Below are 25,446 nucleotides of genomic sequence, written 5' to 3' on the forward strand. Positions count from 1 at the left end.
CGCCCCCCGATGAGTCCCGCCGCCATGGATGCCCTTCCCCCGCTTGCCCCCGTCGACCGCGAGGAAAGCCTCGCCGGCAAGGTCTATCGCCGCCTGCGCGCCGCGCTGATGTCCGGCCGCCTCTCGCCCGGCCAGAAGCTGGTGCACCGGCTGCTGGCGCAGGAGATGCAGGTGAGCCCGACGCCGGTGCGCGAGGCGCTGCTGCGCCTGGTCTCGGAAGGCGGGCTCGACCTCGACGCGCGCGGCATCGCCTGGGTGCCGCGCCTGGCGCCGGAGCGCTACAAAGAGATCATGGAGCTGCGGGTGGAGCTGGAAGGCCGCGCCGCCGCCCGCGCCGCCGAGCTGGCCACGCCGGAGGACATCGCCGCGCTGCGCGCCATCCATGCCCGCGTCGCCGAGGGCCGGCTGCGCAACGATGCGCGCATGGTGCTGACCGAGAACGAGCTGTTCCATTTCCACACCATCGCCCTGGCGCGGATGCCGGTGCTGCAGCGCATGGTGGAGAGCCTCTGGGTGCAGGCCGGCCCCACCATCAACCTGCTGTTCACCGTGCCGCGCCCCGTGGCGCCGCAGGACCACCCGCATGTGGCGCTGCTCGCCGCGCTGGCGGCGCGCGACCCCGTCGCCGCCCGCGCCGCCGTGGAGCGCGACCTGCGCGAGCATGGCGCCGTGCTGGCGGACATGCTGGCCCGGCCCGCCGCGCCGGCCGGCTGAGCACGCGCCCGCCGCCAACCTTCCCGCCCAAGTCCCCGCCCCGGCCAGCCGGGGCGGCTCCCGCCAGAGTCCTCACCTTGCCGGCGGGAGGCCGGCAGCGCCGTAGGGCCGGCCGCCGCGGCAGCCCGGGAGGCCGCCCTGCCGGGGCGCGGCGCCGGGCGGAGGCACCCGGAGGCACCGCATTCTTGCCCGATGGATGCGCGCCAGTGCGGCGGAGGCCGCGCTGCCCTGGCGGATCGAGGACTTTGGCGGGGGCAGCGGAAGCGCCCGTCCCGCTGGAGCGGACCCGGGGGAAGTGGCCTGGGCGCCCATGGCCGGCGCTGACATTGCCACCGGCTGAGAAGCCGACATATATCGCGCATCCCGCACGGGCACCGGGTCCGCAGGGACGATCGGAGGAGGGTGTGGAGAGCGGCGAGGAGATCCGGTTCGGCGGCTTCACCCTGCTCCCCCGCCGCAAGCGGCTGCTGCGGGAGGGTGAGCCGGTCCGCATCGGGCAACGGGCGCTCGACCTGCTGATCGCGCTGGCGCAGCGGCCGGGCGAGGTGCTCGACCGCGACGCGCTGCTCCCCGCCGTCTGGCCCGGCCGCCACATCGAGGACTCCAACCTGCGCGCCCAGGTCGCCGCGCTGCGCCGGGCGCTCGGCGAGAGCGAGGCGGAGGCGCGCCACGTGCTCACTGTGCCGGGCCGCGGGTACAGCTTCGTCGCGCCGCTGGAGACAGGGCCGGCGCCCCCCGTTCCACGCCCCGCCACACCGCCGGCGGCGGCCACGCTGCCGGTGCGGCTGCAGCCCGTGCTGGGCCGCGAGACCGATATCGGCCTCATCGCCGGGCGGTTGCGGGAGCACCGCTTCGTCAGCGTCACCGGCGCGGGCGGCATCGGCAAGACCACCGTGGCGTTGTCCGTCGCGCGGCGGCTGGCGGCGGAATACGCACAGCCGCCGCTGTTCATCGACCTCGGCACCCTGACCGACGGCGCGCTGGCGCAGGGCCGGGTCCTCGCCGCGCTGGAGGCGGAGGGGCGGGCCGAAGGCGGCCTCGCCGCCGCGCTGGCCGGGGCGCACCGGCTGGTCATCCTGGACAGCTGCGAGCCGGTGATCGGCGCCGCCGCGCGCCTTGCGGAACACCTCCTCCAGTCGGCGCCGCGGCTGCATGTGCTGGCCACCAGCCGCGAGCCGCTGCGGGCCGAGGGGGAATGGACCTACCGCCTGCCCTCGATGGAGGCGCCGCCGCCCGGCGCCGCGCCGGGCGCGCGAGAGGCGATGGGCTTCCCCGCCATCGCCCTGTTCGTCGAGCGGTTGCAGGCCGCCGGCGCCATGCCGGCGCTCACCGATGCGGAGGCAGGGCTGGTGGCGCAGATCTGCCGCCAGCTGGACGGCATTCCGCTGGCCATCGAGCTGGCCGCCACCCGCGCCGCCCAGCTCGGCCTGCAGGCCCTGGCGGAGCGGCTGGGCGACCGCTTCCGGCTGCTGATGCAGGGCCGCCGCACCGCCCTGCCCCGCCACCAGACGCTGCGCGCCACGCTGGACTGGAGCCACGGCCTGCTGCCGCCGGAGGAGCAGCGCCTGCTGCGCCGGCTCGCCGTGTTCCAGGGCTGCTTCACGCTGGAGGCGGCGCTGGCCGTCGGCGCCGACGAGGGAGAGACGGAGGCCGAGATCATCGACCGCCTCGGCAGCCTGCTGGACAAGTCCTTCCTCGCCCTGCAGGCGCGGCCGGGCGGCACGGCCTATCGCTGCCTCGACACGACGCGGCTCTACCTGGCCGGCAAGCTGGAGGAGGCGGGCGAGGCGGAGGCCACCGCGCTGCGCCACGCCAGCCATTTCGAGGCGGTGTTCCGGCGGGCCGAGGCGCTGTGGGCCGCCGTGCCGGTGGCCGAGGCGCGCGCCCGGCTGGCGCCCGACATCGACAACCTGCGCGCCGCCATCGACTGGGCGCTGGGCCCCGCCTGCCAGCGGCGCACCGGCATCGCCCTCACCCTCGCCGGCGTGCCGCTCTGGTCCTCCTTCGGCCTGATCGACGAGACGCGGCGGCGGCTGGACGCGGCCATCGCCGCCTTCCGCGCCGAGGTGGAGCAGGAGCCGCGCCTCGGCATGCGGCTCTACGCCGCGCTCGGCACCATCACGGTATTCCAGTCGGGCACACTGGAATCCGCCTGGGTCAACACGCTGGTCTTTGCCGAGCAGCTCGGCGACGTGGAGCACCAGCTGCGCGCGCTGAACGGGCTGGCGCTCGGCGCCATGCGGCGCGACTACGGCCAGGCGCTGGCCTATGCCCACCGCTTCCGCGACATCGCCTGGGCCTCCGGCCAGCCCGATGACGGGCCTGTGGGGGACCGACTGGTGGGCTACATCCTGCACATGCAGGGCGAGCAGGCAGAGGCGCGCCGGCTGACCGAGGCGATGCTCGCCCGCTACCCGCGCCGGGCGCTGCAGCCGCACCAGAGCAAGCTGAACTTCTACGACCAGCGCATCCTCTCCAAGAGCGTGCTGGCCCGCATCCTGTGGCTGCAGGGCGAGACGGAGGCGGCCCTGGCGCTGGCCGACGAGACGGCGGCCGAGGCGCGCGCGCTGGAGCACCCCTTCAGCCATTTCTTCGCCCTGGCGCTGGGCGCGGGGCCGGTGGCCTTCCTGGCGGGCGACATGGCGCGCGCCGCCGCGGTGCGCGCCAGGATGCTGGGCGAGCTGCGGCAGACCCAGGCCTGGGTGCTCTGGGGCGAGAGCTACCGGGCGCTGGAGTGGATTGCCGCCGGCCGGATGGAGGAGGGCCTGGCGCAGCTGCGCGAGCGCATGGCGGGCATGGCGCCCACCGCCTTCAGCGCGCGGCTGCCGATCCTGCATGCCGGCGTCGCCACGGCGCTGCTGCGCCTGGGGCGGCCGGCGGAGGCGCTGGTGGCGGTCGAGGCCGCGCTGGCCGATGCGCGCGGCTGCGGCGAGGCCTGGTTCGAGCCGGAATATCTCCGCCTGGGCGGCGAATGCCGGCTGGCGCTGGGGGATGCGGGCGCGGCGGCGGCGGCGTTCCGCGCGGCGCTGGCGCTGGCGGCGCGACAGGCGGCGCCCGCCTGGTCGCTGCGCGCCGCCACCAGCTTCGCCCGGATGCGGCGGGAGTGTGCGTCAGATCCGGCGGCGGAGGCACTGCTGGCCGGCATCGTCGCCCGCTTCCCGCCGCGGGCCGACACGCCCGATCTGCGCGCGGCGCGCGCGCTGCTCGGCGACGGTTGAGGGCAGGATCGGCCAAGCGGACCGCCCGCGCCCCTTACCATGCTGCGCCTCCGCCGGATGGCGGATGGTGATGGCCAGGGCGAGGATCGCGGCGTGTCGTTCGGGGCGGGCAATGGCGGCGCGGGCAGGCTGGCCGGCAAGGTGGCGCTGGTCACCGGCGGCTCGCGCGGCATCGGCCGGGCGGCGGCGCTGGCCCTGGCGGAAGCCGGCGCGGCGGTGGCCATCAGCTTCCGCCACGATGCCGACCGCGCCGCCGAGGTGGTGCGCGCGATCGGGCGGCGCGGCGGGCGGGCCGCCGCCTACCAGGCCGACCAGGGGCGGGCAGACGACATCCACCGCATGGTGCGCGCCGTGCGCGAGGAGTTCGGCGCGCTCGACATCCTGGTCAACAACGCGGCGCATTTCGTCACCGGCCCGGTGGACGACCCGGATATCGACGGCGCGGCCCTGGCGGCGCAGGCGGCGGTGAACATCGGCGGCGTCTTCACCGCCATCCGCGCGGCGGCGCCGCTGATGCGGCCGGGCGGGCGGATCATCACCATGGGCTGCGCCGTGGCCGGCTTCGTCGGCGGCGCGGGGCTGGCCGACTATGCCGCCACGCGGGCTGCGGTGGTCGGCTTCAGCAAGGGCGCGGCGCGCGACCTCGGGCCGCTCGGCATCACCGTCAACGTGGTGCAGGCGGGGCCGATCAACACCGAGCACAACCCGGCCGACGGCCCCTTCGCGGCACCGCAGCGCTGCGGCACCGCGCTCGGCCGCTTCGGCGAGCCGGAGGAGGTGGCGGCCGGCATCCTGTTCCTGGCCAGCCCGGAGGCCTCCTTCGTCACCGGGGCGGTGCTGGCGATCGACGGCGGCTACGGCGCCTGAGCGGCCACCCGTCGCCGGGCTTGGCAGGGCAAGGCGCCCCGGCGCATTTTGCGCGCATGTCAACGCATGAACCCCGCCGGCCCATCTGGCGGATTCTCCTGGCCCTGGCGCCGGCCCTGGCGGCCGCGCCGGCCGGCGGCGCGGCGGAGCTGCGCATCGGCATGGCGGTTTCGCCAACCACGCTGGACCCGCATTTCCACGCCGACGCGGCCAATTTCGCCCTGCAGCGGCATCTCTTCGAGGCCCTGCTGCAATGGAGCCATGACGGCCGCCTGCTGCCGATGCTGGCCCGCCAGTGGACACCGCTGGCCGGCGGCGCGGGATGGGAGCTGCGGATGGACCCCGCGGCGCGCTTCGCCGACGGAACGCCGGTGCGGGCCGAGGACGCCGCCGCCAGCCTGCACCGCGCCATGACCATCCCCGACAGCCCCGGCCGCTACACGCCCTTCCTGGTGGGGCTGCGGCGTGTGGAGGTGGCGGCGCCGGACGTGCTGCGCCTGTACACCGACGGCCCGGCGCCGCTGCTGCCGAACGGGCTGACGACCATCCTGGTGGTGCCCGCCCGCATCGCCGCCACGGCAGCGCCGGCCGCGTTCAACGCCGGCGCCGCCGTCCTGGGCAGCGGTCCGTTCCGCCTGCGCGCCTATCGCCGTGGCGAGGGCGCCCTGCTGGAGCGCGACGAGGGCTGGTGGCAGGTCGCCCGGCGGCCGGCACCGGAATGGAAGCGGGTCAGCCTGCGCGTCCTGCCGCAGGACAGCGCCCGGCTCGGCGCGCTGCTGGCCGGGGAGCTGGACCTGATCGAGAACCTGCCGCCGCGCGACGCGCAGGGCGTGGCCGGAACCCTGGGGCTGCGCCTGGTGCGCCAGCCCGGCACGCGGGTGATGTATGTGGCGCTCAACCACCGCCCGGAGCTCCGCCCCGGCGAGGCCAACCCGCTGGCCGACCCGCGTGTGCGGCGCGCCCTCTCCCTGGCGCTGGACCGCACCGCGCTGGCCACCCAGGTGATGGATGGCGAGGCGGCGCCGACCGCGCAGATCATGCCGCCCGGGCGTGACTCAGCCGACCCCGCCCTGCGGCCGGTGCCAGCGGACCGCGCCGGGGCGCGCCGGCTGCTGGAGGAGGCCGGCTGGAGCCGGGGGCTGCGGCTCGAACTGTCCGGCACCACCGACCGCTTCACCAATGACGAGCAGCTGTTGCAGGCCCTGGCGCAGATGTGGCGGCAGGCGGGCATCGAGGTCTCGGTCGAGGCCTCGCCCGCCGTCAGCTTCTTCCCGCGCTACGGCGCCGGGCGGTTCTCGATGGCCCTGTTCGGCTGGCTGACTGGGCCGGGCGAGCCGAACAGCTTCCTCACCGCCCTGCTCGCCAGCCGCGACCCGGCGCGCGGGCGCGGCGCGTTGAACGGCACCGGCTACGGCAATCCGCGCCTCGACGCGCTGATCGACACCGCCCTTGCCACGCCGGGGGCCGGGCCGCGCAACGCGCTGTGGCGGCAAGCGGCGCGCCTTGCCCTCGACGAGGACGTGGCGCTGCTGCCGCTGTTCCACCAGGCCAGCACCTGGGCGATGCGCGCCGGCATCACCTACGACGCGCGGGTGGACAGCCTGACCCTGGCGCTGGACGCGCATCAGGCGGCCGCACCCTGAAGCACGGACTCCGGCGGGGTGGCCCGCGCCGCCGCGGGCCGGCGCCCCTGGCTGCGGCGCCACGCCGCCGGGCTGACGCCCATCGCCCGCCGGAAGCGCTTGGTCAGGTGCGGCTGGTCGCAGAAGCCGCATTCCTGCGCGATCTCGGACAGGCCAAGCGCCGTGCCCAGCATCATCGCCCGCGCCCGCGCCAGCCGCCGCTCGAGGATGAAGGCGTGCGGCGAGGTGCCCAGGCTGGCGCGGAAGGCGCGCGAGAAATAGCCGGCGCTGAGCCCCACCAGCCCGGCCAGGCTGGAGATGGGGATCTCCTCGGCCAGATGCGCGTCCACATGGCGCAGGATCCTGCCGATCTGCCAGGGCGCCAGGCGGCTGGAGAGGGATGCTTGCGGCATGGTCACGGTCCTCGGCAAGGGCGCCCCGTGGCGCCGCTGCCGGGAGAGTTCCGCCGGTGCCCGGCGGGAGCGAGTGAACTGCCGTGAAAAGCTGTGAAGCGCCCCGCTGGAGCATCCTCCGGCCGGGCGGAATCAGCCGGGCCGGAGGATGCTCTGGCTGGCCAGGAAATGCCGCACGCGCGGCGCCTCGGGGCCGGTGTGGAAGCGGTGGAGCTCGGCCTGCAGGTCGGCATCGGCCCGCGCCACGCGGCGGTGCTGGCGCAGGTGCTCGGCCCAGGATTCCACCATGAACCACTCGACCATCAGCGCCGGATCGGCGGCATCCTCGGCCACGCCCCAGCCATAGGCGCCATCGCGCCGCCGCGCGGCGGAGAGGCGATGGATGGCCGCCAGGAACGCGCCCCGCGCCGCGGGCGCGACACGGTACTCGATGAGGACCAGCACTGGCCCCCGGTCCTGCGCCACGGGCGCGGCCAGCAGCGGCTCGGGCCAGTGGTTGGAAGGGGTGAGGTCCGCCTCGCCGCGCGGCAGGGGGATGCGCCGCAGCACCAGGGCCGAGGCCGCCAGCGCCAGCGCGGCCACCCATAGCGTCCAGGGCACGCCGAGCGCCTCGGCCACCGCGCCCCAGAGCAGGCTGCCCGCCGTCATCGCGCCGTTGAACACGGTGAGATAGACCGCCAGCGCCCGGCCGCGCACCCAGTTGGGCAGGATGGCCTGCGCGGTGCCGTTCAGCCCGGTCAGCGCGGCGATCCAGGCCATGCCGAGCAGCACCAGCACCGCCGGCGCCAGGGCGCGCGGCGGCGCGAAGGCGAGCAGCGCCATGACGGCGGCGGTGAGCAGGGCCGAGGCCAGCAACACCCCGCCGATGTCGAGGCGCGCGCGCAGCCAGGGCAGCACCATGGCGCCGAGGATGGCCCCCGCCCCCACCGCGCCCAGCAGCAGGCCGTAATAGCTGGCGTCGCCGCCGAGCAGTTGCCGCGCCACCAGCGGCAGCAGCGCCCAGACCGCGCTGGCCAGCAGGAAGAACAGCGCCGCGCGCAGCAGCACCACATGCAGCTCCCGGCTGGCGCGCGCATAGCGCAGCCCGGCGCGGAAGGCGCCGGCGAAGCGCTCGTCGAGCGGGTCCTCCGCCCGCTTCGCCCGCCGCCAGAGCAGCAGCGCGGCGATGACCACGATATAGCTGGCGACATCCGCCGCATAGGTGACGGCAGCCCCGAAGCTGGCCAGCAGCAGCCCGCCCGCCGCTGGCCCGATGGCGCGGGCGATGTTGATGCCGAGCGAGTTCAGCGCGACCGCGTCGCGCGTGTCGCGCGGGGACACCAACTCCGGCACGATGGCTTGCCAGGTGGGCGCCATCAGCGCGGCGCCGATGCCGCCGAGGAAGGTCAGCCCCGCCAGCGCGGCCACCGAGGCGAGGCCCGCCTGCGCCAGCAGCATCAGCGACAGGCTGACCGCCGCCAGCAGCAGCTGCACGGCGAGGAGGAACTTTCGGCGGTCGAGGATGTCGGCCAGGACGCCGGCGGGGATGGCCAGCAGGAACACCGGCAGCGTGGCGGCGGCCTGGATCAGCGCCACGGCGGCCGGGCCGGCGGCGGCCTCGGTGACCAGCCAGGCGCTGGCGACGTCGCGCATGAAGCTGCCGATGTTGCCGATGACGGTCGCGCCCCAGAGCAGCGCGAAGGTGGGCTGCAGCAGCGGCCCGAAGCCGCCGCGTGCCCGCGGCTCAGCGGCCATGGCCGTGGTACCACGGGACGACCGGGAGAAAGGCGCCGGCGAGGCCCGGATGCTCGTGGAAGGCATCGGCCGTCATGAAACGCTCCTGCCCGGGCGGCAGCGCCCGGCAGCGGTTGGCGATGAAGGTGGCAACCTGGGCGAAGGCGCCGAGCGCCGGCGCGCCGAGCCGGGCCAGCGCGGGATGCCTGTGGGGCAGCAGGCGCGGCATGGCTCAGAAGGCCCAGCAGGAGCAGCCGAGCGCGCCCCAGAAGCCGGCATCCTGCCCGGCGGGCGTGGCGGCGCCCCAGGCGCGGGCATGGCCGTGCCCGTGCACGCCGCAGGCCGTGGCGCAGCAGGCCGCGAGCCGGGCGAAGGCGCCCCGCTTCTCCGGGCCGCGCCGGTCCTGGTAGCCGCCGAAGCGGCGCACGGGAGACCAGTCCGGCATCGCCGGCGGCAGCTCCGGCGCCAGCGGCGCGTAGCCGCCAGTGCCGTGCACGACGCGGCCGCCCACCACCGTCAGCACCGAGGTGATGTCCTGGATCTCGTCGCCGGGAACGTCGAAGTAGTCGCGGTCCAGCACGGCGAGGTCGGCGAGCTGACCTTCCGCGATCTGGCCCTTCCTGCCTTCCTCGTTGGAGAACCAGGCGACCTTCTCGGTCAGCATGCGCAGCGCCGTCTCGCGGTCCAGCGTGTTGCGCTCGGGCGTGATGCGGGTGCCGCCGACGGTGCGCCCGGTGGTGAGCCAGGACAGCGCCACCCAGGGGTTGTAGGAGGCGACGCGCGTGGCATCCGTCCCGGCCGAGACCTTGACGCCCATCTCCAGCATCTTCGCCACGGGGGGCGTGGCCTCGGCGGCGCGGGCGCCGTAACGCTCGACGAAATACTCGCCCTGGTAGGCCATGCGGTGCTGCACCGCGACGCCGCCGCCGAGCCGCGCGATGCGCTCGAGCGACCGCTCGCTCACCGTCTCGGCATGGTCGAAGATCCAGTGCAGCCCGCCGATCGGCGTCTCGGCATCGACCTTCTCGAACACGTCGAGGGCGCGGGCGATGGTCTGGTCGTAGGTGGCATGCAGCCGCCAGGGCCAGCGGTTCTGCACCAGAACCCGCACCACCTGCTCCAGCTCCGGTTCCATCGCGGGCGGCATCTCCGGCCGCTCGACGCGGAAATCCTCGAAGTCGGCGGCGGAATAGACCAGCATCTCGCCGGCGCCGTTCAGGCGGAAATAGTCGTCGCCCTGCCGGTAGGTGTTCTCCGCCGTCCAGCGGAGGAAATCCTCCTTCTCCTGCCTCGGCTTCTGCGTGAACAGGTTGTAGGCGATGCGCACGGTCAGCTGGCCGTCGGCCGCCAGCTTCTGGATGACCTGGTAGTCCTCCGGGTAGTTCTGGTTGCCGCCGCCGGCATCGATGGCGCTGGTGACGCCGAGCCGGTTCAGGTCGCGCAGGAAGTGGCGGGTGGAGTTGAGCTGGTAGTCGAAGGGCAGCTTCGGGCCGCGCGCCAGGGTGGCGTAGAGGATGGTGGCGTTGGGGCGGGCCAGCAGCAGGCCGGTGGGCGTGCCGTCCGGGCCGCGCTGGATCTCGCCGCCGGGCGGGTTCGGCGTGTCCCTGTCGTAGCCCACGGCGCGCAGGGCGGCGGCGTTCAGCAGCGCGCGGTCATACAGGTGCAGGATGAAGACCGGCGTCTCCGGCGCGGCGGCGTTGATCTCGTCGAGCGTCGGCAGCCGCTTCTCCACGAACTGGTGCTCGGTGAAGCCGCCGACGATGCGCACCCATTGCGGCGGCGGCGTGGTGGCGGCCTGCCGCTTCAGCATCGCCATCGCGTCGGCGAGGGAGCGCACGCCGTCCCAGCGCAGCTCCATGTTGTAGTTCAGGCCGCCGCGGATGAGATGCAGGTGGTTGTCGAACAGGCCGGGGATGAGGCGGCGGCCGGCGAGGTCGATCACCCGCGTGCCGGCGCCGGCGGTGGGCAGGATGTCCCGCGCCGCGCCCACGGCGCTGAAGCGGCCGGCGGTGATGGCCACCGCCTCGGGCTGCGGGTTGGCGCGGTCCAGCGTGGTGATCCGGCCATTGTGCAGGATCATGTCGGGGGCGGTGTCGGCGGCCATGGCGGGGCTCCGGCTGGAAAGGGCGGGGCCGGGGGCGGCGGGGCCCCCGGCGGCGGCGCGGCGCGCGGGGGCGGTCATCCGCTGGTGTCGCGGTTGCCCCGGCCCGGCAGCCGGCCGAACAGGTGCTGCGCGCAATCCTCGCGCAGCACCGAGGCGCCAAGGGAATGCCCCGCCAGCAGGCGCTTCGCCACAGGAACGGCCTGCTCGCCGAGCAGGATGCCGAGGAGGCCGACCAGCGCCACCACCGGCGGCGCCGGCGAACGGATGTTGAGCAGGCTGTAGACCACGCCCACCAGCAACCCGGCGCCGAGCGAGAGGAGATAAGGCTTCATCGCGGCCTCCCCGGCGTCGGGTCAGCCCTCGTGGGCGTTGAACATCGTCTTGGCGTAGGTGATGCCGAGGCCGTAGCCGCCGCCCAGCCGCCTGGCGATGCCGGTGGTCATCTCGTAGGTGCCGGTGCGCGCCCAGTCGCGTTGCAGCTCCAACAGGTATTGCAGCGCCGTCATCGGCCGCGCGCCGGCCTGGACCATGCGCTCCACCGCCCGCTCATGCGCCTCGGCCGAGATGTCGCCGCAGGCATCGGCGACGACATACACCTCGAAGCCCTGGTCGAGCGCGGACAGTGCGGGACCTACGATGCAGACGGAGGTCCAGAGCCCGGCCAGCACGATGCGCGGCTTGCCGATGCGGTTGACCTCCGCGATCACCGCCGCGTCCTCCCAGGTGTTCATCGAGGTGCGGTCGAGCAGCGCCTGGCCGGGAAAGGGCGCCGTCACCTCCTCGAACATCGGCCCGGAGAAGGATTTCTCGGCCACGGTGGTGAGGATGGTGGAGACGCCGAAGCCGGCCGCGGCGGCGGAGACGAGGCCGGCGTTGTTGCGCAGTTGCACCGGGTCGATCGACTTGGTGGCGAAGGCCATCTGCGACTGGAAGTCGATCATGATCAGCGTGTGGTCGCCCGGGTTCAGCAGCAGCCTGCCGGGGGTCGGGGTCGCGGTGGGGGCCATGGCGGTGTTCTCTCGCGCTGTTGCGTCCGGCCTTCACCCCGACCGCCTCTACGGCGGGGCTTCTGGCGCTGCGCGCAGCATGGCCCGGCCGCGCAACCATGGGCTTGCATGGTTGAGACCTGTTTTCCGGCGGCAACGAGAAGCTGGCGGGCGGGGCGGCGAGGCCCCGCCCGGCCGCCCGTTCAGCCGAGGGCGCGTGGCAGCCACATCGAGATCTGCGGCAGGTAGGTCAGGAGCAGGATGTCGAGCAGCAGCACGAAGTAGAAGGGCAGCATGCTCTTCAGGATCTGCTCGATCCGCAGCCCGGCTACCTGGCAGGCGACGAAAAGGTTCACCCCCACCGGCGGCGTCGTCATGCCGACCGCGAGGTTCACGATCATGATGATGCCGAAATGCACGGGATCAATGCCCATCACCACCGCGACCGGCGTCAGGATCGGCGCCAGGATGGTGATCGCGGCGCCCGTCTCCAGGAACATCCCCACCAGCAGCAGGAAGATATTGACCAGGAGCAGGAAGACCTTCGGATCGTCCGACAGGGCGATGAAGAAGCGGGCGATCATCTCGGGGATGCGGTTGGCCGTCAGCACCCAGCCGAACACGCTGGCGGCCGAGATGATGATCAGGATGACCACCGTGCTGAGCAGCGAGACGCGCAGCGCCGTGAAGAGGCGCGCCGGCGTCAGCGTGCGGTAGACGGCGGCGCCGACGAAGAGCGCGAAGAACACCGCGACCGCCGCCGCCTCGGTGGGCGTGAAGATGCCGCCATAGATGCCGCCCAGGATGATCACCGGCAGCAGCAGCGGCAGCAGCGCCGCGCGGAAGGCCGCGCCGATGCCCTCGGGCTCGCCCAGCACGCCCGGCTCCGCCGCGCCGCCGGCGGGCGGCGTGACCCGGCCATAGCCGCGGAACCGGCAGATGACATAGACGGTGACCAGCAGCGAGCCGCCGACGAGCAGCCCCGGCACCACCCCCGCCATGAACAGGCTGCCGATCGAGACCGGCACGCCGGCCGTCAGGGCGAAGATGATCATCGGGATGGAGGGCGGGATGATCACCCCCAGCTCGCCCGAGGCCGCCTGCACCGAGGTGGCGAAGGGCCGCGGAAAGCCGCGCCGCGCCATGGCCGGGATCAGCGTGCCGCCGATCGCCGCCGTGGTCGCCGCGCTGGAGCCGGAGATGGCGGCGAAGAACATCGCCGAGACCACCGTCACCAGGCCGAGGCCGCCCGTGGCACGCCCGACCAGCGCCTGGGCGAAGCCGATGAGGCGCTGCGAGATGCCGCTCGCCTCCATCAGCGCGCCGGCCAGGATGAAGAACGGAATGGCCGTGAGCGGGAAGGAATCGAGGGCGGCGAACATGCGCTGCACCATCGCCTGCAGCGGGATGCCGGAGGCGTGCATGGCGAGCGCGGCCGTCCCCGCCAGCGAGATGGCGATGGGCACGCCGAGCGCGAAGAGCAGGAGGAGGGCGGCGCCGATCGTGATGGGGCTCATGGCGTGTCCTCAGTCCACGGGCATTTCTGCGAAGCCGGCGGGCGGCGCGAGAGCGATGGCCAGGGTGTTCACCAGGGCGAGCAGGCTGCCCAGCGGCACGGCCGCGTAGACATAGGTCATCGGGATCTCCAGCGCGCCGGAGCGCATCCCCTCGACATTGCCCAGGATGATCCAGCCATAGCTCACCATGACCGCCCAGAAGGCGGCCGAGAGAGAGAGGCTGGCCCAGCGGAGCAGCCGGGCGGGCCGTGGCGGCAGGGCCGCGTTGACCACCTCGACCGAGGCGAGCATCCCCCGGCGGACGCCGATCCCGACGCCCAGGAACACCGACCAGATCAGGGCGTAGCGGATCACCTCCTCCGACCAGGTGAGCGGCGCGCCGACGATGTAGCGGGCGATCACCTGCGCGAAGGCCAGCAGCGCGAGGATGCCGAGCGTCACCGCCAGGAAGGCGAGCAGCGCCTCGTTGAAGCGGTCGACGATCCGGACCCCACGCGCCCATGGCAGGGCGCCCGGGGCGGTGGCCGCGGGCGCGGCCTCGGCGCGTGGGGCGGGGTTCATGGCGCTCCTCTCCCCTCCCTTCAGCGCGCGGCGGGGGCGCCGACGGCGACCACCTTCTCGTACAGCGCGGCGATCGACGGGAAGGACGCCTTCACGAAGGCGGGCCCCACCTTGGCGCGGAACGGCGCCTTGTCCGGCTCGATCAGGGTCATGCGCTGCTCCTGCAGCATCCGGAGGAAGGCGGTCTCGCCCTTGGCGACCTCCTCGGCGGCGAAGGCCTGCGCGGCGCCGGTCGCGGCCGCCTGCACCGCCTTGCGCTGCGCCTCGGGCAGCCGGTTCAGCCGGCTGGCGCTCATCACGATGACGATGGGCTCGTAGGAATGCTCGGTGCGCACGAGGTACTTGACCACCTCGGAGAATTTCGAGCTTTCGATCAGCGAGAGCGGGTTCTCCTGCCCGTCGATCACGCCCTGCTGCAGGGCGCTGAACACCTCGCCGAAGTTCATCGGCGTCGGCGCGGCGCCGAGCGCCTTCCAGGAGGCCACCGACACCGGGCTGTCCGGCACGCGGATCTTGAGGCCGGAGAGATCGGCGGGCGAGCGCACCGGCGCCTTGGTCGTCAGCCAGCGCGGCCCGCGCAGCCAGTAGGCGAGGATCTGCAGGCCGGATTCCTTGCGGACGGCCTCGGTGACCTCCTGGCCGATGGGGCCGTTGAAGACCTGCCCGAAATGCGCCGCGTCGCGGATCATGAAGGGCATGGCGAAGATCTTCGCCGTGTCCGAGGCGGCGGTGAGGACACCGGCGCCGCCCACCCAGATGTCGTTCGAGCCGAAGCGCAGGCCCTCGACCAGCTCGCGGTCGCTGCCGAGCGTGCTGCCGCCGTAGATCTCCACCTTCACCGCGCCATTGGTCGCCTGCGCGACATCGGCGGCGAAGCGCTCGGCGGCGCGGGCATGGATCTCGGCCGCCGGCCAGACATGGCCGAGCTTCAGAACGGTCTGCGCGAAGGCGCCGCCCGGCAGCATGATGGAGGAAGCCAGCGCGGCCGCGGCGAAGGCCGCCTTGAGACTGAACATTTTTCTTCTCCTGCTTTCCTGGAAGTTCCCTGTCCGCCGGAAGGCGCCCGGCGGGGCGTCTCAGCCTCCCTGCGCCGTCATCCGGTCGTAGACGCGGAACAGCGCCTGGTTGCCGTTGCTGCCCTCGCCATGCGCCCGCGCCTCCAGGTAGAGGCTCGTCACCAGGGCGGTGCCGGGCAGCGGCACGCCCTTCTGGAAGGCGAGGTCGTTGGCCAGCCGCAGATCCTTCAGCTTCAGGTCGATGCGGAAGCCGGCGCTGGCATCCTTGGCCAGCACCATTGGCCCCAGATTCTCCAGCATCCAGGAATTGGCGGAGCCGCCCATCAGCACCTCCCGCGCCACGGCCGGGTCGAGGCCGGAGGCACGGGCCAGCGCCACGGCCTCGCACATCGCCTGGATGTTGATGGCGCAGACCAGCTGGTTGCACAGCTTCACGGTCTGGCCGTTGCCGATCTCGCCGACATGCACGACCTTGGTGCCCATCGCCTCCAGCACCGGCTTCGCGCGGGCGAAGGCGGCGGCCTCGCCGCCCACCATGATGGACAGGCGCGCGCCCTTGGCGCCGGCCGCCCCGCCCGAGACCGGCGCGTCCAGCATGGCCACGCCGCGCGCGGCCAGCGCCTCGCCCATGCTGCGCGTGGCGACGGGCGAGATGGTGCTCATGTCGATCACCATCTGCTCCGGCCGCAGCCGCGGCAGCAGGCCCTCCGGCCCGGTCAGCACCGCCTCGACCTGCGGCGTGTCGGGCAGCATGAGGATGACGAACTCGGCCCCCTCCGCCGCGTGGGCGAGGTCCCGCGCCGGCGTGATGCCCTGCTCCGCGAGGCCGGCCGCGACCCCCGGAACGGCGTCGTGGCCGGTGACCGCGTGCCCCGCTCTGGCGAGGTTCAGCGCCATCTCGCGCCCCATGACGCCAAGGCCGATGAATCCGATACGAGCCATATGCCAAATTCCCATCGATGATGCCGCGGCCGCGCGGGGCGGCCTCGCCGCCCCGGGCCGGGTCAGAAGCGGTAGAGCCGGGCCGCGTTGTCGTGCAGCAACTGCCGCCGTTCCGCCTCGGGGCGGTCGGCGATGGCCAGCAGGAAGCCGTCCATGATGGCGTCGAAGCTGCCCACCAGGCTGTCCACCGGGTAGTTGCTGGCGAACAGGCAGCGATCGGCGCCGAAGAGGGTGATGGCGTCGCGGATGACCGCCGCATTGGCCGAAGCAGGCCAGGGCTGGCCGGGCAGGCCCAGGCCGGAGATCTTCAGCGCCACGTTCGGCGCCCGCGCCAGCCCGGCCAGCGCCGCCCGCCAGGCGCGCAGCCCCTCCACACTGCGGTCGGCCGGCAGCGCGGTGTGGTTGACGATGATCTGCGTCTCCGGAAAGTCGCGCGCCAGGTCGTGGGCGGCGTCGAGGTGCCACCAGGGCGTCTGCAGGTCGAAGCTCAGGCCGTGCTTCGCCAGCAGCGCGTAGCCGCGCCGCCAGGCCGGGTCGTCCATCGAGCCGGGGGCGCCGCGCCTGGCCTCCTCCGGCCGCGCCGCCGCGCGGGGCTTGTGGCGGATGCCCCGCACCATGGGGCGCGCCGCCTGGGCCGCCAGCACCGCCGCCACCTCCGGGTCGTCGAGCCGCGCCTGGGCGACGCAGACGGTCGGCAGCCCCTCGCGCGCGGCGAGGCGCTCCAGCCACGCCGTCTCGCCGACGGGGTTGGCCGGGTCGAACTCCGCCTCGATGTGCACGGTGCCGGCGATGCGGTGCCGCGCCGTGTCGGCGCGGTAGTCGGCCGGCAGGTAGTTGCGGCGCAGCGCGCCATAGTCGCCGTAGCGGAACGGGATCGGCTCGGCGTCGCAGAGCCAGGGGTGGTGATTCTCGCCAAGGTCCCAGAAATGCTGGTGCGCGTCGATCACCGGCAGCGGCTCCGCCGCCGCGCCGCCCGCCTGCCGCTCCTGCTCATAGAGGCGGATGATGGAGACGATGTCGGCCATGGCGTTGCCCTGGCCGACATAGGCGCCGAAGCGCTCCGCCGCATTCTCCACGCCCGGCAGGGAAAGGCCGAGCCCGTGGGCGAAGCCCTTCACCGCCTTCAGGTCCTTCAGCAGCTGGCGCGCATAGCCGAGCGGCGGGTCGAAGGCGCGGCGCTGCATCAGCGGGTAGATGCGCTGCAGCAGCACGCTGTCGGCCAGCCCACCGCCGAGGCAGGCGGGCAGCGCCGCGGCGTCGATGCCGGCGGCCTCGGCCAGGTGCAGCGCCTCGGCCATGGCGATGAAGCCGGAGCCGACGATCGCCTGGTTCACCACCTTCGTCACCTGCCCGGCGCCCACCGGGCCCATATGGGTGACATTCCCGGCCAGGTCGGCCAGCACCGCCGCCGCCGCCGCCAGCTCCGCCGCCTCGCCGCCGACCATGGCGGTGAGCGCGCCCTGCCGGGCGGCGGAAGGGCCGCCGGAGATCGGCGCGTCGATCCAGCCCATGCCCGTCCGCGCGCGCAGCCGCGCGGCGAAGTCTCGGGTGGCCCCGGCGTCGATCGTGGAGAAGTCGATCAGCAGCCGTGCGCCGCCCCCGGCCCCGGCGACGCCCTGCTCGCCCCAGACGCAGGCCTCCACGGCGGGGGTGTCCAGCACGCACATCAGCACGATGTCGCTGCGCTCGGCCACCTCGCGCGGGCAGCCGGCCTCGCTGGCACCCGCCGCCAGCACGGGGTCGAGGGCGGGCCGCTCGCGGTTCCACACCGTCAGCGGCCAGCCGCGCTCCAGCAGCCGCAGGCTCATCGCCGTGCCCATCAGCCCGATGCCGATGAAGCCGAGGCGCGGCCGGGTGCCGGCGGGCGGCGGGCCGCCCCGTTCCGCGGCGGCGGTCACGGGCGCAGGCTCGCGGCGGCGCGGCGGGCCGCGCTTGTGGCGTGTCGGGCCATCGGCGTTCGTTTCCTTCCCTGCCCTCGCGGGCCTTCCGGGCGCCTCGCCCGGGTCTTCCTTGTTGCTGGACCCTGGCACATGTCCTATTGTTGGACAAGTTCATTCCAGGCCGGATATCCATGATCCCGGCTAGCGCGGTATTCCGGGCCGGCACGACAGGAGGGTCGCTCGTTGGAGACTGGCGGTGGCATGATCAACCGTTTGCGGGAACTGCTCGGGGAACAGGGGCTGCTGACCGCGCCCGAACAGATGGCGCGCTACAGCCGCGACTGGTCCGGCGACCTCAGCGGCCGGCCGCTGGCCGTGGCGCGCCCGGGCAGCGTCGGGCATCTGGCACGGCTCGTCGGCCTCTGTGCCGAGGCCGGCATCCCCATGGTGCCGCAGGGCGGCCATACCGGGCTGGTGGGCGGTGCCGTGCCCTCGCCGGAGGGCCGGGAGCTTGTCATCAGCCTCGAGCGGCTCGACCGCATCCGCTCGGTCGACCCGCTGAACTTCAGCATGGTGGCCGAGGCCGGCTGCGTGCTGGAGACGCTGCACCGCGCCGCCGAGGAACACGACCTGCACTTCCCGCTCTCGCTCGGCGCGCAGGGGAGCTGCCAGATCGGCGGCAACGTCGCCACCAATGCCGGCGGGGTGAACGTGCTGCGCTACGGCATGGCGCGCGACCTGGTGCTCGGGCTGGAGGTGGTGCTGCCGGACGGGCGCATCTGGAACGGCCTGCGCAGCCTGCGCAAGAACAACACCGGCTATGACCTGAAGCAGCTCTTCATCGGCTCGGAAGGGACGCTCGGCATCGTCACCGCGGCGGCGCTGAAGCTGTTTCCCCGCCCCGGCCAGGTGCAGACCGCCATGCTCGGCCTGGCATCCGTCTCCGACGCCATGCGGCTCTACGCCGCCGCGCGCCGCGAGCTTTCCGACCTGCTCTCCGCCTTCGAGCTGCTGCCCCGCCGCTGCATCGAGATCACCCTCGAGGCCCACCCCGCCCTGCGCGAGCCGCTGGAGGCGCCGGCCCCGGTCTATGTGCTGATGGAGGCCTCGGCCAGCGGGCTGGTCGACCTCGCCGCGCTGATGGAGCAGTTCCTGGGCGGCTGCCTGGAGCGGGGCGCCATCCTCGACGGCGCGGTGGCCATGAGCCGGGCGCAGGCCGCCGGGTTCTGGCGCCTGCGCGAGGATCTGGTGGAGGCGCAGCACCGCCGCGGCCGGCACCTGCGCACCGACGTGTCGATCCCGATCTCCTGCCTGCCGGATTTCATGCGCGAGGCGGACGCCGCCATGGCCGCGCATCTGCCGGAGGCCCTGCCGGTGGCCTATGGCCATGTCGGGGACGGCAATGTCCACTACAACGTGCTGCCGCCGCCCGGCCTGGACGACGACGCGCAGGATGCGCTGCTGCACCGGGCGGAGGAGCTGGTCTTCGCCCTGGTGGACCGCTTCGGCGGCTCGATCAGCGCCGAGCACGGCATCGGCCGGGTCAAGCGGGAGCCGTTCCTGCGCAGGCTGGGCGCCGTTGACCGCGATCTGCTGCATGGCATCAAATCGGCCCTCGACCCCCGGGGATGCATGAGCCCGGGGCGCCTCCTCGCCGGGGACGGATCATGAGCGAACGCGTCAGCCGCCCGCCCCAGCTGCCCTCCCGCATCGCCGAGCTGGTGGCCGCCGGCATCGCCGAGGGGCGCTGGAAGCCGGGGGAGCGCCTGCCGGCCGAGCAGGCGCTGGCCGAGGCCTATGGCGTCAGCCGCAACGTGGTGCGCGAGGCGGTCTCGCGCCTGCGCGCGGACGGGCTGGTGCAGTCGCGCCAGGGGGTCGGCGCCTTCGTCGTCCGCCGCCAGGGCACCGGCGTTCTGCGCTTCGACGCCGAGGCGCTGCAGGACGGCACGACCTTCCGCAACCTCTTCGAGCTGCGCGCGCTCCTCGAGATCCAGACGGCCGGGCTGGCGGCGGCGCGGCGGACCGCAGAGGGCATCGCCGCCATCACCGAAGCCTTCCGCCACATGGAGCGCGAGGTGGAGGGAGATTCGGCCGGGGTGGACGCGGATCTCGACTTCCACCGCGCCGTCGCCCGCGCCGCCGGCAACGACCAGATCGCCCGCGTGGTGAGCTTCCTGTCGGACCAGATCCGCGAGACCATCATGGTCGCCCGCACGCGCCCCGGCAGCACGGTGTCGTCGGTCATCGCAGTCACCCTCGCCGAGCACGCCGCCATCCACGAGGCGATCATCGCCGGCCTGCCGGAGGCGGCCCGCCAGGCCATGGCGGCGCACATCCACAACGCCGCCGGCCGGCTCGGCTTCGCCCTCTCGCTCTGAGGGGGCGGAAGGCCGGCATTGAAATCCGGCGGCCGCCACGGTCTACTTCCGTGGCGCCGGGACGGGGCGGTCCAGGCGGGGCGCGGGGCGCGGGGCGCGCGACGAAGCCGGCACGGTGAGCCCCCTGCCCCGGCCACGGCCGCCCCCGGCGGGGAGGGAGCTGCGGTGGCCCAGGCGGTGGAGCAGGCCGAGGACGGAACCAGCGTCGTCGCGCGCGTCGTGGCGCTGCTGCGGGCCTTCGCCGAGGGCGGGGAGAGCCTGTCCATCAAGGACCTCGCCGGGCAGCTCGCCCTGGCGCCGAGCACCGTGCACCGCCTGCTCGACCAGCTCGTGGCGGCGGGGCTGGTCGAGCGCACGCCAGGGCGGCGCTACCGGGTGAGCGGGGAGTTCAGCCGGATCGGCGCCCTAGCGGCGCGCAAGGCCGGGGTGCTGCGCCTGGCCCGCCCGGTGATCCAGGAGGTGGCGCGGGAGACCGACGAGACCTGCATGCTCGGCATGCTGCTGCCCCAGACCCTGACCATGATGTTCGTCGACAAGGCCGCCTCGGCCCGGCCCCTGCCCTACGCGGTCCGCATGCACCGTGCCCGCTCCCTGCTCTGGGGCGCGACCGGGCTGTGCCTGCTGGCCTGGCTCGGCCCCTCGGCGGTGGAGCGGGTGCTGCGCCGTGGCGAGCCCTCGCCGCTCGACGGCCGCTCGCCCCCCGACGGCGCCGCGCTGGCCGACCGGCTGGCCCGCATCCGCCGCCGCGGCTATGCGCTGACGCGCGGCGAGCAGACGCGGGAGGCCGTGGGCATGGCGGCGCCGGTGTTCGGCGCCAGCCGCCAGATCGTCGGCGATCTCTGCCTCACCCTGCCGCAGTCGCGCTTCTCCGCCGCCGATGAGGAACGCTTCGCCCGGCTGCTGACCCAGCGCGCCGCCGCCCTGTCGCGCATGAACGGGTACCAGCCGGCGCCGCCGGCCCGCGGCTGAGCCCGCATTCCGCTGGGCGGAACCCGGGCGGCGCCCGGCATTGCCCGTGCCCATCGCCCGCCCCTAGCGTCTGCGCACCATCCACCCACCCGGCGCGGGGCGGTGCCCGATGGCCGCGACCAGGGCTGCATGGCTGCCCCCTGCCGCGCGGCGCGCCCGCGCCCCTGATCGAGGAGGAGCCTCCATGGCGGACCCCCAGCCGGCCCGGTACGACGCCCGGCAGCGCATCGCACCGACCTTCCACGACGCGGTGCCCGGCTTCCAGGCCGGCACGGACACGCCGCGCGCCTATCTGGAGCGCTGCCTGGAGACCATCGCCGCGCGGGAGCCGGTGGTCCGGGCCTGGGTCGTGCTGAACGAGGCCGGGGCGCGGGAGGCGGCCGATGCCAGCACCGCGCGCTGGCGCGCCGGGCACCCGCTCTCGGCCATCGACGGCATGCCGATCGGCATCAAGGACCTGATCGCCACCCGCGACATGCCGACGCAGATGGGCTGCGCCGCCTATCGCGGCCACTTCCCGAAGAACGACGCGGCGATGATCCAGGCGCTGCGGGCCGCCGGCGCGGTCATCCTCGGCAAGACGGTCACCACCGAGCTCGGCATGTCGGAGCCAGGCCCCACCACCAACCCCTTCCACCCCGGCCACACCCCGGGCGGCTCCTCCTCCGGCTCGGCGGCGGCGGTGGGGGCAGGCATGGTTCCGGCGGCGATCGGCACCCAGGTGGGCGGCTCCATCATCCGCCCCGCCAGCTATTGCGGCAATGTCGCGCTGAAGCCGACCCAGGGGGCGATCAACCGGGGCGAGCGGCAGGGCCTCTCCCAGGCCACGGCGGGCGTGCACGCCAATGCCGCGCAGGACATGTGGCAGGTGGCCATCGAGATCGCCCGCCGCGTCGGCGGCGACCCGGGCATGCCCGGCCTGTTCGGCCCCGCCACGCCACCCGCCGCCGCCCGCCCGGCGCGGCTGGCCGTGCTGCAGGCCGAGGGCTGGGCCATGCTGGACGATGCCGCGCGCGGCGCCTTCGCGGAGATCCTGGCGCAGCTGCGCGCGGCCGGCGTCGAGGTCCTGGAGCGCGGCGACCATCCCTGGATCGAGGCCTTCGAGCGCAGCATCGCCGATGCCCGGGCGATGACCAACGAGATCTGCGCCTTCGAGAACCTCAGCACGATCCGCAGCCTGCTGGCGCAGTCGCCGGAGGGCGTCAGCGAGCGGCTGCGGCGCCGGCACGCCGTCGGCGAGGGGATGGACCTGGAGCGCTACCGGCTGCGCCTGCTGCAACGGGAGGAGGCGCGGCGCCACATGGCCGCCCTCGCCCCGCTGGCGGACGCGCTGATCGCCCCCGCCTCCCCCGGCCCCGCCCCCGCCTGGGCGGGGGACGTGCCCGGCCAGCCGCTCCATCCGCGCCCGACCGGCGACATCGCCTACAACGCCGCGACCTCGGCGCTGGGCGTGCCGGCGGTGACGGTGCCGCTGGCCAGCGTCCACGGCCTGCCCATGGGCATCCAGCTCATCGGCCAGCCGCACATGGATGCCCGCACCACGGCGCTCGCCCGCTGGCTGCTGGAGACGCTGCGGCCGGTCATGGCCTGAGACGGCAGCCGGGGCCGGGGCCCGGCCGGCGCCTCAGCGCGGCGCCGGCCGGACGCCCATGGCCACGGTGCGCTCGTCCATCCGCGGCTCATGGGTCAGGCCCTTGCGCACGCCCCAGCTGGTGGTGAGCTGCACCAGCTGGATGTAGGGCATGGTCTCGGCGTAGTAGGCCACCGCCTCGCGCAGCAGCGCCTCGCGCCCGGTATCGTCCAGCGTGGCGGCGGCCCTGGCCGTCATCTCGTCCAGCTTCGGGTCGGAGTAGCGCCACATGTTGGCCGCGCCGCTCAGCCGCGCGCGGTCGTAGGTGCCTGCGATGGAGACGAGGTAGTTGATCGCCTCGCCGGTGGAACTGCCCCAGGCGGCCATCTGCATCGGCAGCTCCTGCCGGGTGCGGCGCGGCACGAAGGCGGCGTAGGGCAGCGCCTCCACCCCGCTGCGGACGCCGATGCGGGTCCACATCTGCGCCACGGCCTGGCTGAGTCGGGCATCGTTCGGCCAGCGGTCGTTCGGCGTGGCGATGGTGAGGCGGAAGCCCTCCGGATAGCCGGCCTCGGCCAGCAGGGCCTTGGCGGCCTCCGGATCGTAGGGCGTCGGCTGCACGGCCGGGTTGTAGCCGAAGGCGCCCTCCGGCAGCCACTGCCCCGTGGGCCGCGCCGCGCCCTCCATCACGCGCTCGGCCAGCGCGTCCCGCTGGATGGCCATGGACAGTGCCTTGCGCACCCGGGGGTCGCGGAACGGGTTCTCCGGCAGCGGACGGCCGGCATGGTCAGTCACCTGCGGGTGGTTGCCGTCGATCGAGTAGACGGGGGCCAGGAACATCGTCCGCAGGCTGGCCACCTCGCTGACGGTCACGCCCGGGTCGCGCCGCAGCCGCGCCAGGTCGCTGGTGGGGATCTGGTCGATCAGGTCGACATCGCCGGCGAGCAGCGCGGCGGTGCGCGCGCCGTCATTCGGCAGGAAGCGGTAGTCGACGCGGCTCCACGGCTCGGCGCCGCCCCAGTAGGCGTCGTTGCGCAGCAGCACGGCGGCGCTGCCGGCGCGGTACTCGCCCAGGCGGTAAGGGCCGGTGCCGATGGTGGCGCGGCCGGCATTGTAGTCCTCGGTGCCGGCGCCGGCGGCGGCATGGCGGGCGATGATGCTGACCGAGCCGAGATCGACCGGCAGCAGCGGGTGCGGCTGGCGCGTGTGCAGCCGCAGCGTGTGCGCGTCCACCGCCTCGGCGCGCGCGATCATGCGCAGGAAGGCGCCGAAGCCGCCCGGGCTGTTCGGCACAGCCGGCGCGCGTTCGAAGCTGAACAGCACGTCGTCGGCGGTGAAGGGGCGGCCGTCATGCCAGGTCGCGTCGCGGCGCAGCCGGAACTCCCACAGCGTGGGGGAGAGCTGCGTCCAGCTCTCGGCCAGCGAGGGCTGCGGCCGGGCGCGCGCGTCGCGCTCCACCAGCCGGTCGAACAGGTGCATGGTCAGAGCGTTGTTCGGCCCGTTGTTGTGGAAATGCGGGTCGAGCGAGGTGGCGGGCGCGCCGACGCCGATCCGCAGCGTCTCGGCCACGGCCGGCGCGGCGAGGAGCAGGGCGCCGCAGGCAGCGGCGCCGATGCGGGCGAAGGGTCCGCGGACACGGACGGGTTCGTCTGTCATGAAGCAACTCCCCGGATGCTTGTGCGGCTGGCCCCCGTGGCGCGCCATCCGGCGCGCCCTGGCCGGCGGAGCGGCGCGGTGCCGGTGGGGCAGCGGAACGAAGTATGGGTCATGCGGGTCCCTCCGCCGCAAGGCGGCGATTCCGCTCGCCGGAATTGCGGCGCCGCGCCGGGCACGCAGGGGTGAGCGGCGCCGGGCTCCCACCCCGCCGGCGGCGCTGCTAGCCTCCGCCCCAAGGCAACCGGGAGGAAAAACGTTGAAGCATCACCTAGCCGTTCTCGCGCTCGCGCTCGGCATCGGCGCCGCGCAGGCCCAGACTCCCTCCACCGCCACCCCGCCCACCTCCGCCCCGCCACTCCAGGTGCGCGAGATCGGCAGCCTGCATGTCGGCGGCCGGGTCCGCGCGCTGGACGGGATGCCGGTGCGCGAGATGGTGCCCTCCCCCGGCGCGCCGCCCATCCGGGTCGATCCCAATGGCGAGTTCATGGTCGAGGGGATGTACGCGCAGTATGTGAAGCTGGCGGCGCCGCGCGCGCGCCAGCCCCTCCTGCTCTGGCATGGCGGCGGGCTGACCGGCGTCACCTGGGAGACGACGCCCGACGGGCGGCCGGGCTGGCAGATGTACTTCCTGCGGCAGGGCCACGACGTCTATGTCAGCGACGCGGTGGAGCGCGGCCGGGCGGGCTGGGCGCGCTTCCCCGAGATCTTCGCTGGCGAGCCGGTCTTCCGCACCATGGGCGAGGGCTGGGGCCTGTTCCGCGTCGGCCCGCAGGAGGGCTGGAGCCGCGACCCCGCCCGCCGCAAGGCCTTTCCGGACACCCTCTTCCCGGTCGCGGCGTGGGATGCCTTCGCGCGGCAGTCGGTGCCGCGCTGGTCGACCACCGACAGCCAGATCCAGGCGGCCTACAACGACTATGTGGAGAAGGTCTGCCCCTGCGTCATCGTCGTGCACAGCCAGGGCGGCAACTTCGCCTTCAACGCCGCGCTGGCGGCGCCCGGCAAGGTGCGGGCGGTGATCGCCATCGAGCCGTCCGGCACGCCCTCCGCGATGACCGACGCTTCGCCGCTGAAGGACGTGCCGCACCTGATCGTCTGGGGCGACCATTTCGGGGACTCGCCCTTCTGGCAGCGCATCCGCGGCAATGTCGAGCGCTGGGCCGGCGCCATCCGCGATGCCGGCGGCACGGCCGACATCCTGGACCTTCCCGCCGAGGGGGTGCGCGGCAACAGCCACATGCTGATGATGGACCGCAACAGCGACGAGGTCGCCGCGCGCATCCAGGGCTGGATGGAGCGCCGCGGGCTGATGCGCTGAGCCCG

21 protein-coding genes are annotated in these 25,446 nt (G+C 74.2%); 9 read left to right on the plus strand and 12 right to left on the minus strand.

Annotation, left to right across the window (positions count from 1 at the left end; all coding sequences use genetic code 11):
* The first annotated feature begins 24 nt into the window (after positions 1-24).
* The 4 genes from CR165_RS24500 (at position 25) to CR165_RS11600 (ending at position 6,442) form a co-directional block, all read left to right on the plus strand.
* Positions 25-714 carry a GntR family transcriptional regulator gene (locus CR165_RS24500; RefSeq protein WP_181378114.1) on the plus strand — a complete coding sequence of 230 codons (690 nt, stop codon included), beginning with the start codon at positions 25-27 and terminating at the stop codon, positions 712-714.
* Positions 715-1,118: 404 nt separating this feature from the next.
* Positions 1,119-3,932, plus strand: coding sequence for an ATP-binding protein (locus CR165_RS11590; RefSeq protein WP_181378115.1), 2,814 nt, complete (start codon positions 1,119-1,121; stop codon positions 3,930-3,932).
* Between the two features lie 93 nt (positions 3,933-4,025).
* A complete protein-coding gene (locus tag CR165_RS11595) occupies positions 4,026-4,799 on the plus strand; it encodes an SDR family NAD(P)-dependent oxidoreductase (protein WP_245906354.1) in 774 nt (257 codons plus the stop codon).
* Between the two features lie 56 nt (positions 4,800-4,855).
* Positions 4,856-6,442, plus strand: coding sequence for an ABC transporter substrate-binding protein (locus tag CR165_RS11600; protein ID WP_109517149.1), 1,587 nt, complete (start codon positions 4,856-4,858; stop codon positions 6,440-6,442).
* Here the strand turns inward: CR165_RS11600 and CR165_RS11605 are convergent.
* From CR165_RS11605 to CR165_RS25385, 11 genes are all read right to left on the minus strand, one after another.
* Positions 6,424-6,834 (minus strand): helix-turn-helix domain-containing protein, encoded by a 411-nt coding sequence (locus tag CR165_RS11605; RefSeq protein WP_109517150.1) that lies wholly within the window; start codon positions 6,832-6,834, stop codon positions 6,424-6,426. The genes CR165_RS11600 and CR165_RS11605 overlap by 19 nt on opposite strands.
* A 132-nt stretch (positions 6,835-6,966) precedes the next feature.
* The gene (locus CR165_RS11610) at positions 6,967-8,568 is read right to left on the minus strand and encodes an MFS transporter (RefSeq protein WP_109517151.1); all 1,602 of its coding nucleotides are present in this window, start codon (positions 8,566-8,568) and stop codon (positions 6,967-6,969) included.
* Positions 8,558-8,776 carry a hypothetical protein gene (locus tag CR165_RS11615; RefSeq protein ID WP_181378116.1) on the minus strand — a complete coding sequence of 73 codons (219 nt, stop codon included), beginning with the start codon at positions 8,774-8,776 and terminating at the stop codon, positions 8,558-8,560. The genes CR165_RS11610 and CR165_RS11615 overlap by 11 nt, the downstream gene beginning before the upstream one ends.
* A 3-nt stretch (positions 8,777-8,779) precedes the next feature.
* The gene (locus tag CR165_RS11620; RefSeq protein ID WP_109517152.1) at positions 8,780-10,651 is read right to left on the minus strand and encodes an amidohydrolase; all 1,872 of its coding nucleotides are present in this window, start codon (positions 10,649-10,651) and stop codon (positions 8,780-8,782) included.
* A 74-nt stretch (positions 10,652-10,725) separates the two neighbouring features.
* Positions 10,726-10,983, minus strand: a complete 258-nt coding sequence (locus CR165_RS11630; RefSeq protein WP_109517153.1) for a XapX domain-containing protein — start codon at positions 10,981-10,983, stop codon at positions 10,726-10,728.
* Positions 10,984-11,004: 21 nt separating this feature from the next.
* Positions 11,005-11,658 (minus strand): hydrolase, encoded by a 654-nt coding sequence (locus CR165_RS11635; RefSeq protein WP_109517154.1) that lies wholly within the window; start codon positions 11,656-11,658, stop codon positions 11,005-11,007.
* Between the two features lie 182 nt (positions 11,659-11,840).
* Positions 11,841-13,154, minus strand: coding sequence for a TRAP transporter large permease (locus tag CR165_RS11640; RefSeq protein WP_109517155.1), 1,314 nt, complete (start codon positions 13,152-13,154; stop codon positions 11,841-11,843).
* A 9-nt stretch (positions 13,155-13,163) separates the two neighbouring features.
* Positions 13,164-13,715, minus strand: coding sequence for a TRAP transporter small permease (locus CR165_RS11645; protein ID WP_109517156.1), 552 nt, complete (start codon positions 13,713-13,715; stop codon positions 13,164-13,166).
* Positions 13,716-13,735: 20 nt separating this feature from the next.
* Positions 13,736-14,731, minus strand: a complete 996-nt coding sequence (locus CR165_RS11650; RefSeq protein WP_109517157.1) for a TRAP transporter substrate-binding protein — start codon at positions 14,729-14,731, stop codon at positions 13,736-13,738.
* A gap of 60 nt (positions 14,732-14,791) precedes the next feature.
* On the minus strand, positions 14,792-15,673 hold the full coding sequence (locus tag CR165_RS11655; protein WP_219929731.1) for an NAD(P)-dependent oxidoreductase: 882 nt from the start codon (positions 15,671-15,673) through the stop codon (positions 14,792-14,794).
* A 62-nt stretch (positions 15,674-15,735) separates the two neighbouring features.
* Entirely contained in the window at positions 15,736-17,571 is a 1,836-nt protein-coding gene (locus CR165_RS25385; protein WP_219929732.1) for an amidohydrolase family protein, read from the minus strand.
* Between the two features lie 243 nt (positions 17,572-17,814).
* Between CR165_RS25385 and CR165_RS11665 the strand changes: the two genes are divergently transcribed.
* The 4 genes from CR165_RS11665 (at position 17,815) to CR165_RS11685 (ending at position 22,491) form a co-directional block, all read left to right on the plus strand.
* Positions 17,815-19,224 carry an FAD-binding oxidoreductase gene (locus CR165_RS11665; RefSeq protein ID WP_109517159.1) on the plus strand — a complete coding sequence of 470 codons (1,410 nt, stop codon included), beginning with the start codon at positions 17,815-17,817 and terminating at the stop codon, positions 19,222-19,224.
* A complete protein-coding gene (locus tag CR165_RS24505; protein ID WP_181378117.1) occupies positions 19,221-19,931 on the plus strand; it encodes a FadR/GntR family transcriptional regulator in 711 nt (236 codons plus the stop codon). Before CR165_RS11665 ends, CR165_RS24505 begins: the two co-directional genes overlap by 4 nt.
* A gap of 165 nt (positions 19,932-20,096) precedes the next feature.
* Positions 20,097-20,900 carry an IclR family transcriptional regulator gene (locus tag CR165_RS11680; protein ID WP_181378118.1) on the plus strand — a complete coding sequence of 268 codons (804 nt, stop codon included), beginning with the start codon at positions 20,097-20,099 and terminating at the stop codon, positions 20,898-20,900.
* 184 nt (positions 20,901-21,084) lie between these two features.
* Positions 21,085-22,491, plus strand: a complete 1,407-nt coding sequence (locus tag CR165_RS11685) for an amidase (protein WP_109517162.1) — start codon at positions 21,085-21,087, stop codon at positions 22,489-22,491.
* Between the two features lie 33 nt (positions 22,492-22,524).
* Here the strand turns inward: CR165_RS11685 and CR165_RS11690 are convergent, their stop codons facing one another.
* Complete coding sequence (locus CR165_RS11690; protein ID WP_109517163.1) at positions 22,525-24,126, minus strand: ABC transporter substrate-binding protein; 1,602 nt, start codon at positions 24,124-24,126, stop codon at positions 22,525-22,527.
* A 256-nt stretch (positions 24,127-24,382) separates the two neighbouring features.
* On the opposite strand from CR165_RS11690, the gene CR165_RS11695 reads away from it, so the two are divergent.
* Entirely contained in the window at positions 24,383-25,441 is a 1,059-nt protein-coding gene (locus CR165_RS11695) for an alpha/beta hydrolase family protein (RefSeq protein ID WP_109517164.1), read from the plus strand.
* The last annotated feature ends 5 nt before the right edge of the window (positions 25,442-25,446 follow it).

Origin of the sequence: Teichococcus aestuarii, from assembly GCF_003116135.1 — a bacterium.
GTDB classification, from domain to species: domain Bacteria; phylum Pseudomonadota; class Alphaproteobacteria; order Acetobacterales; family Acetobacteraceae; genus Pseudoroseomonas; species Pseudoroseomonas aestuarii.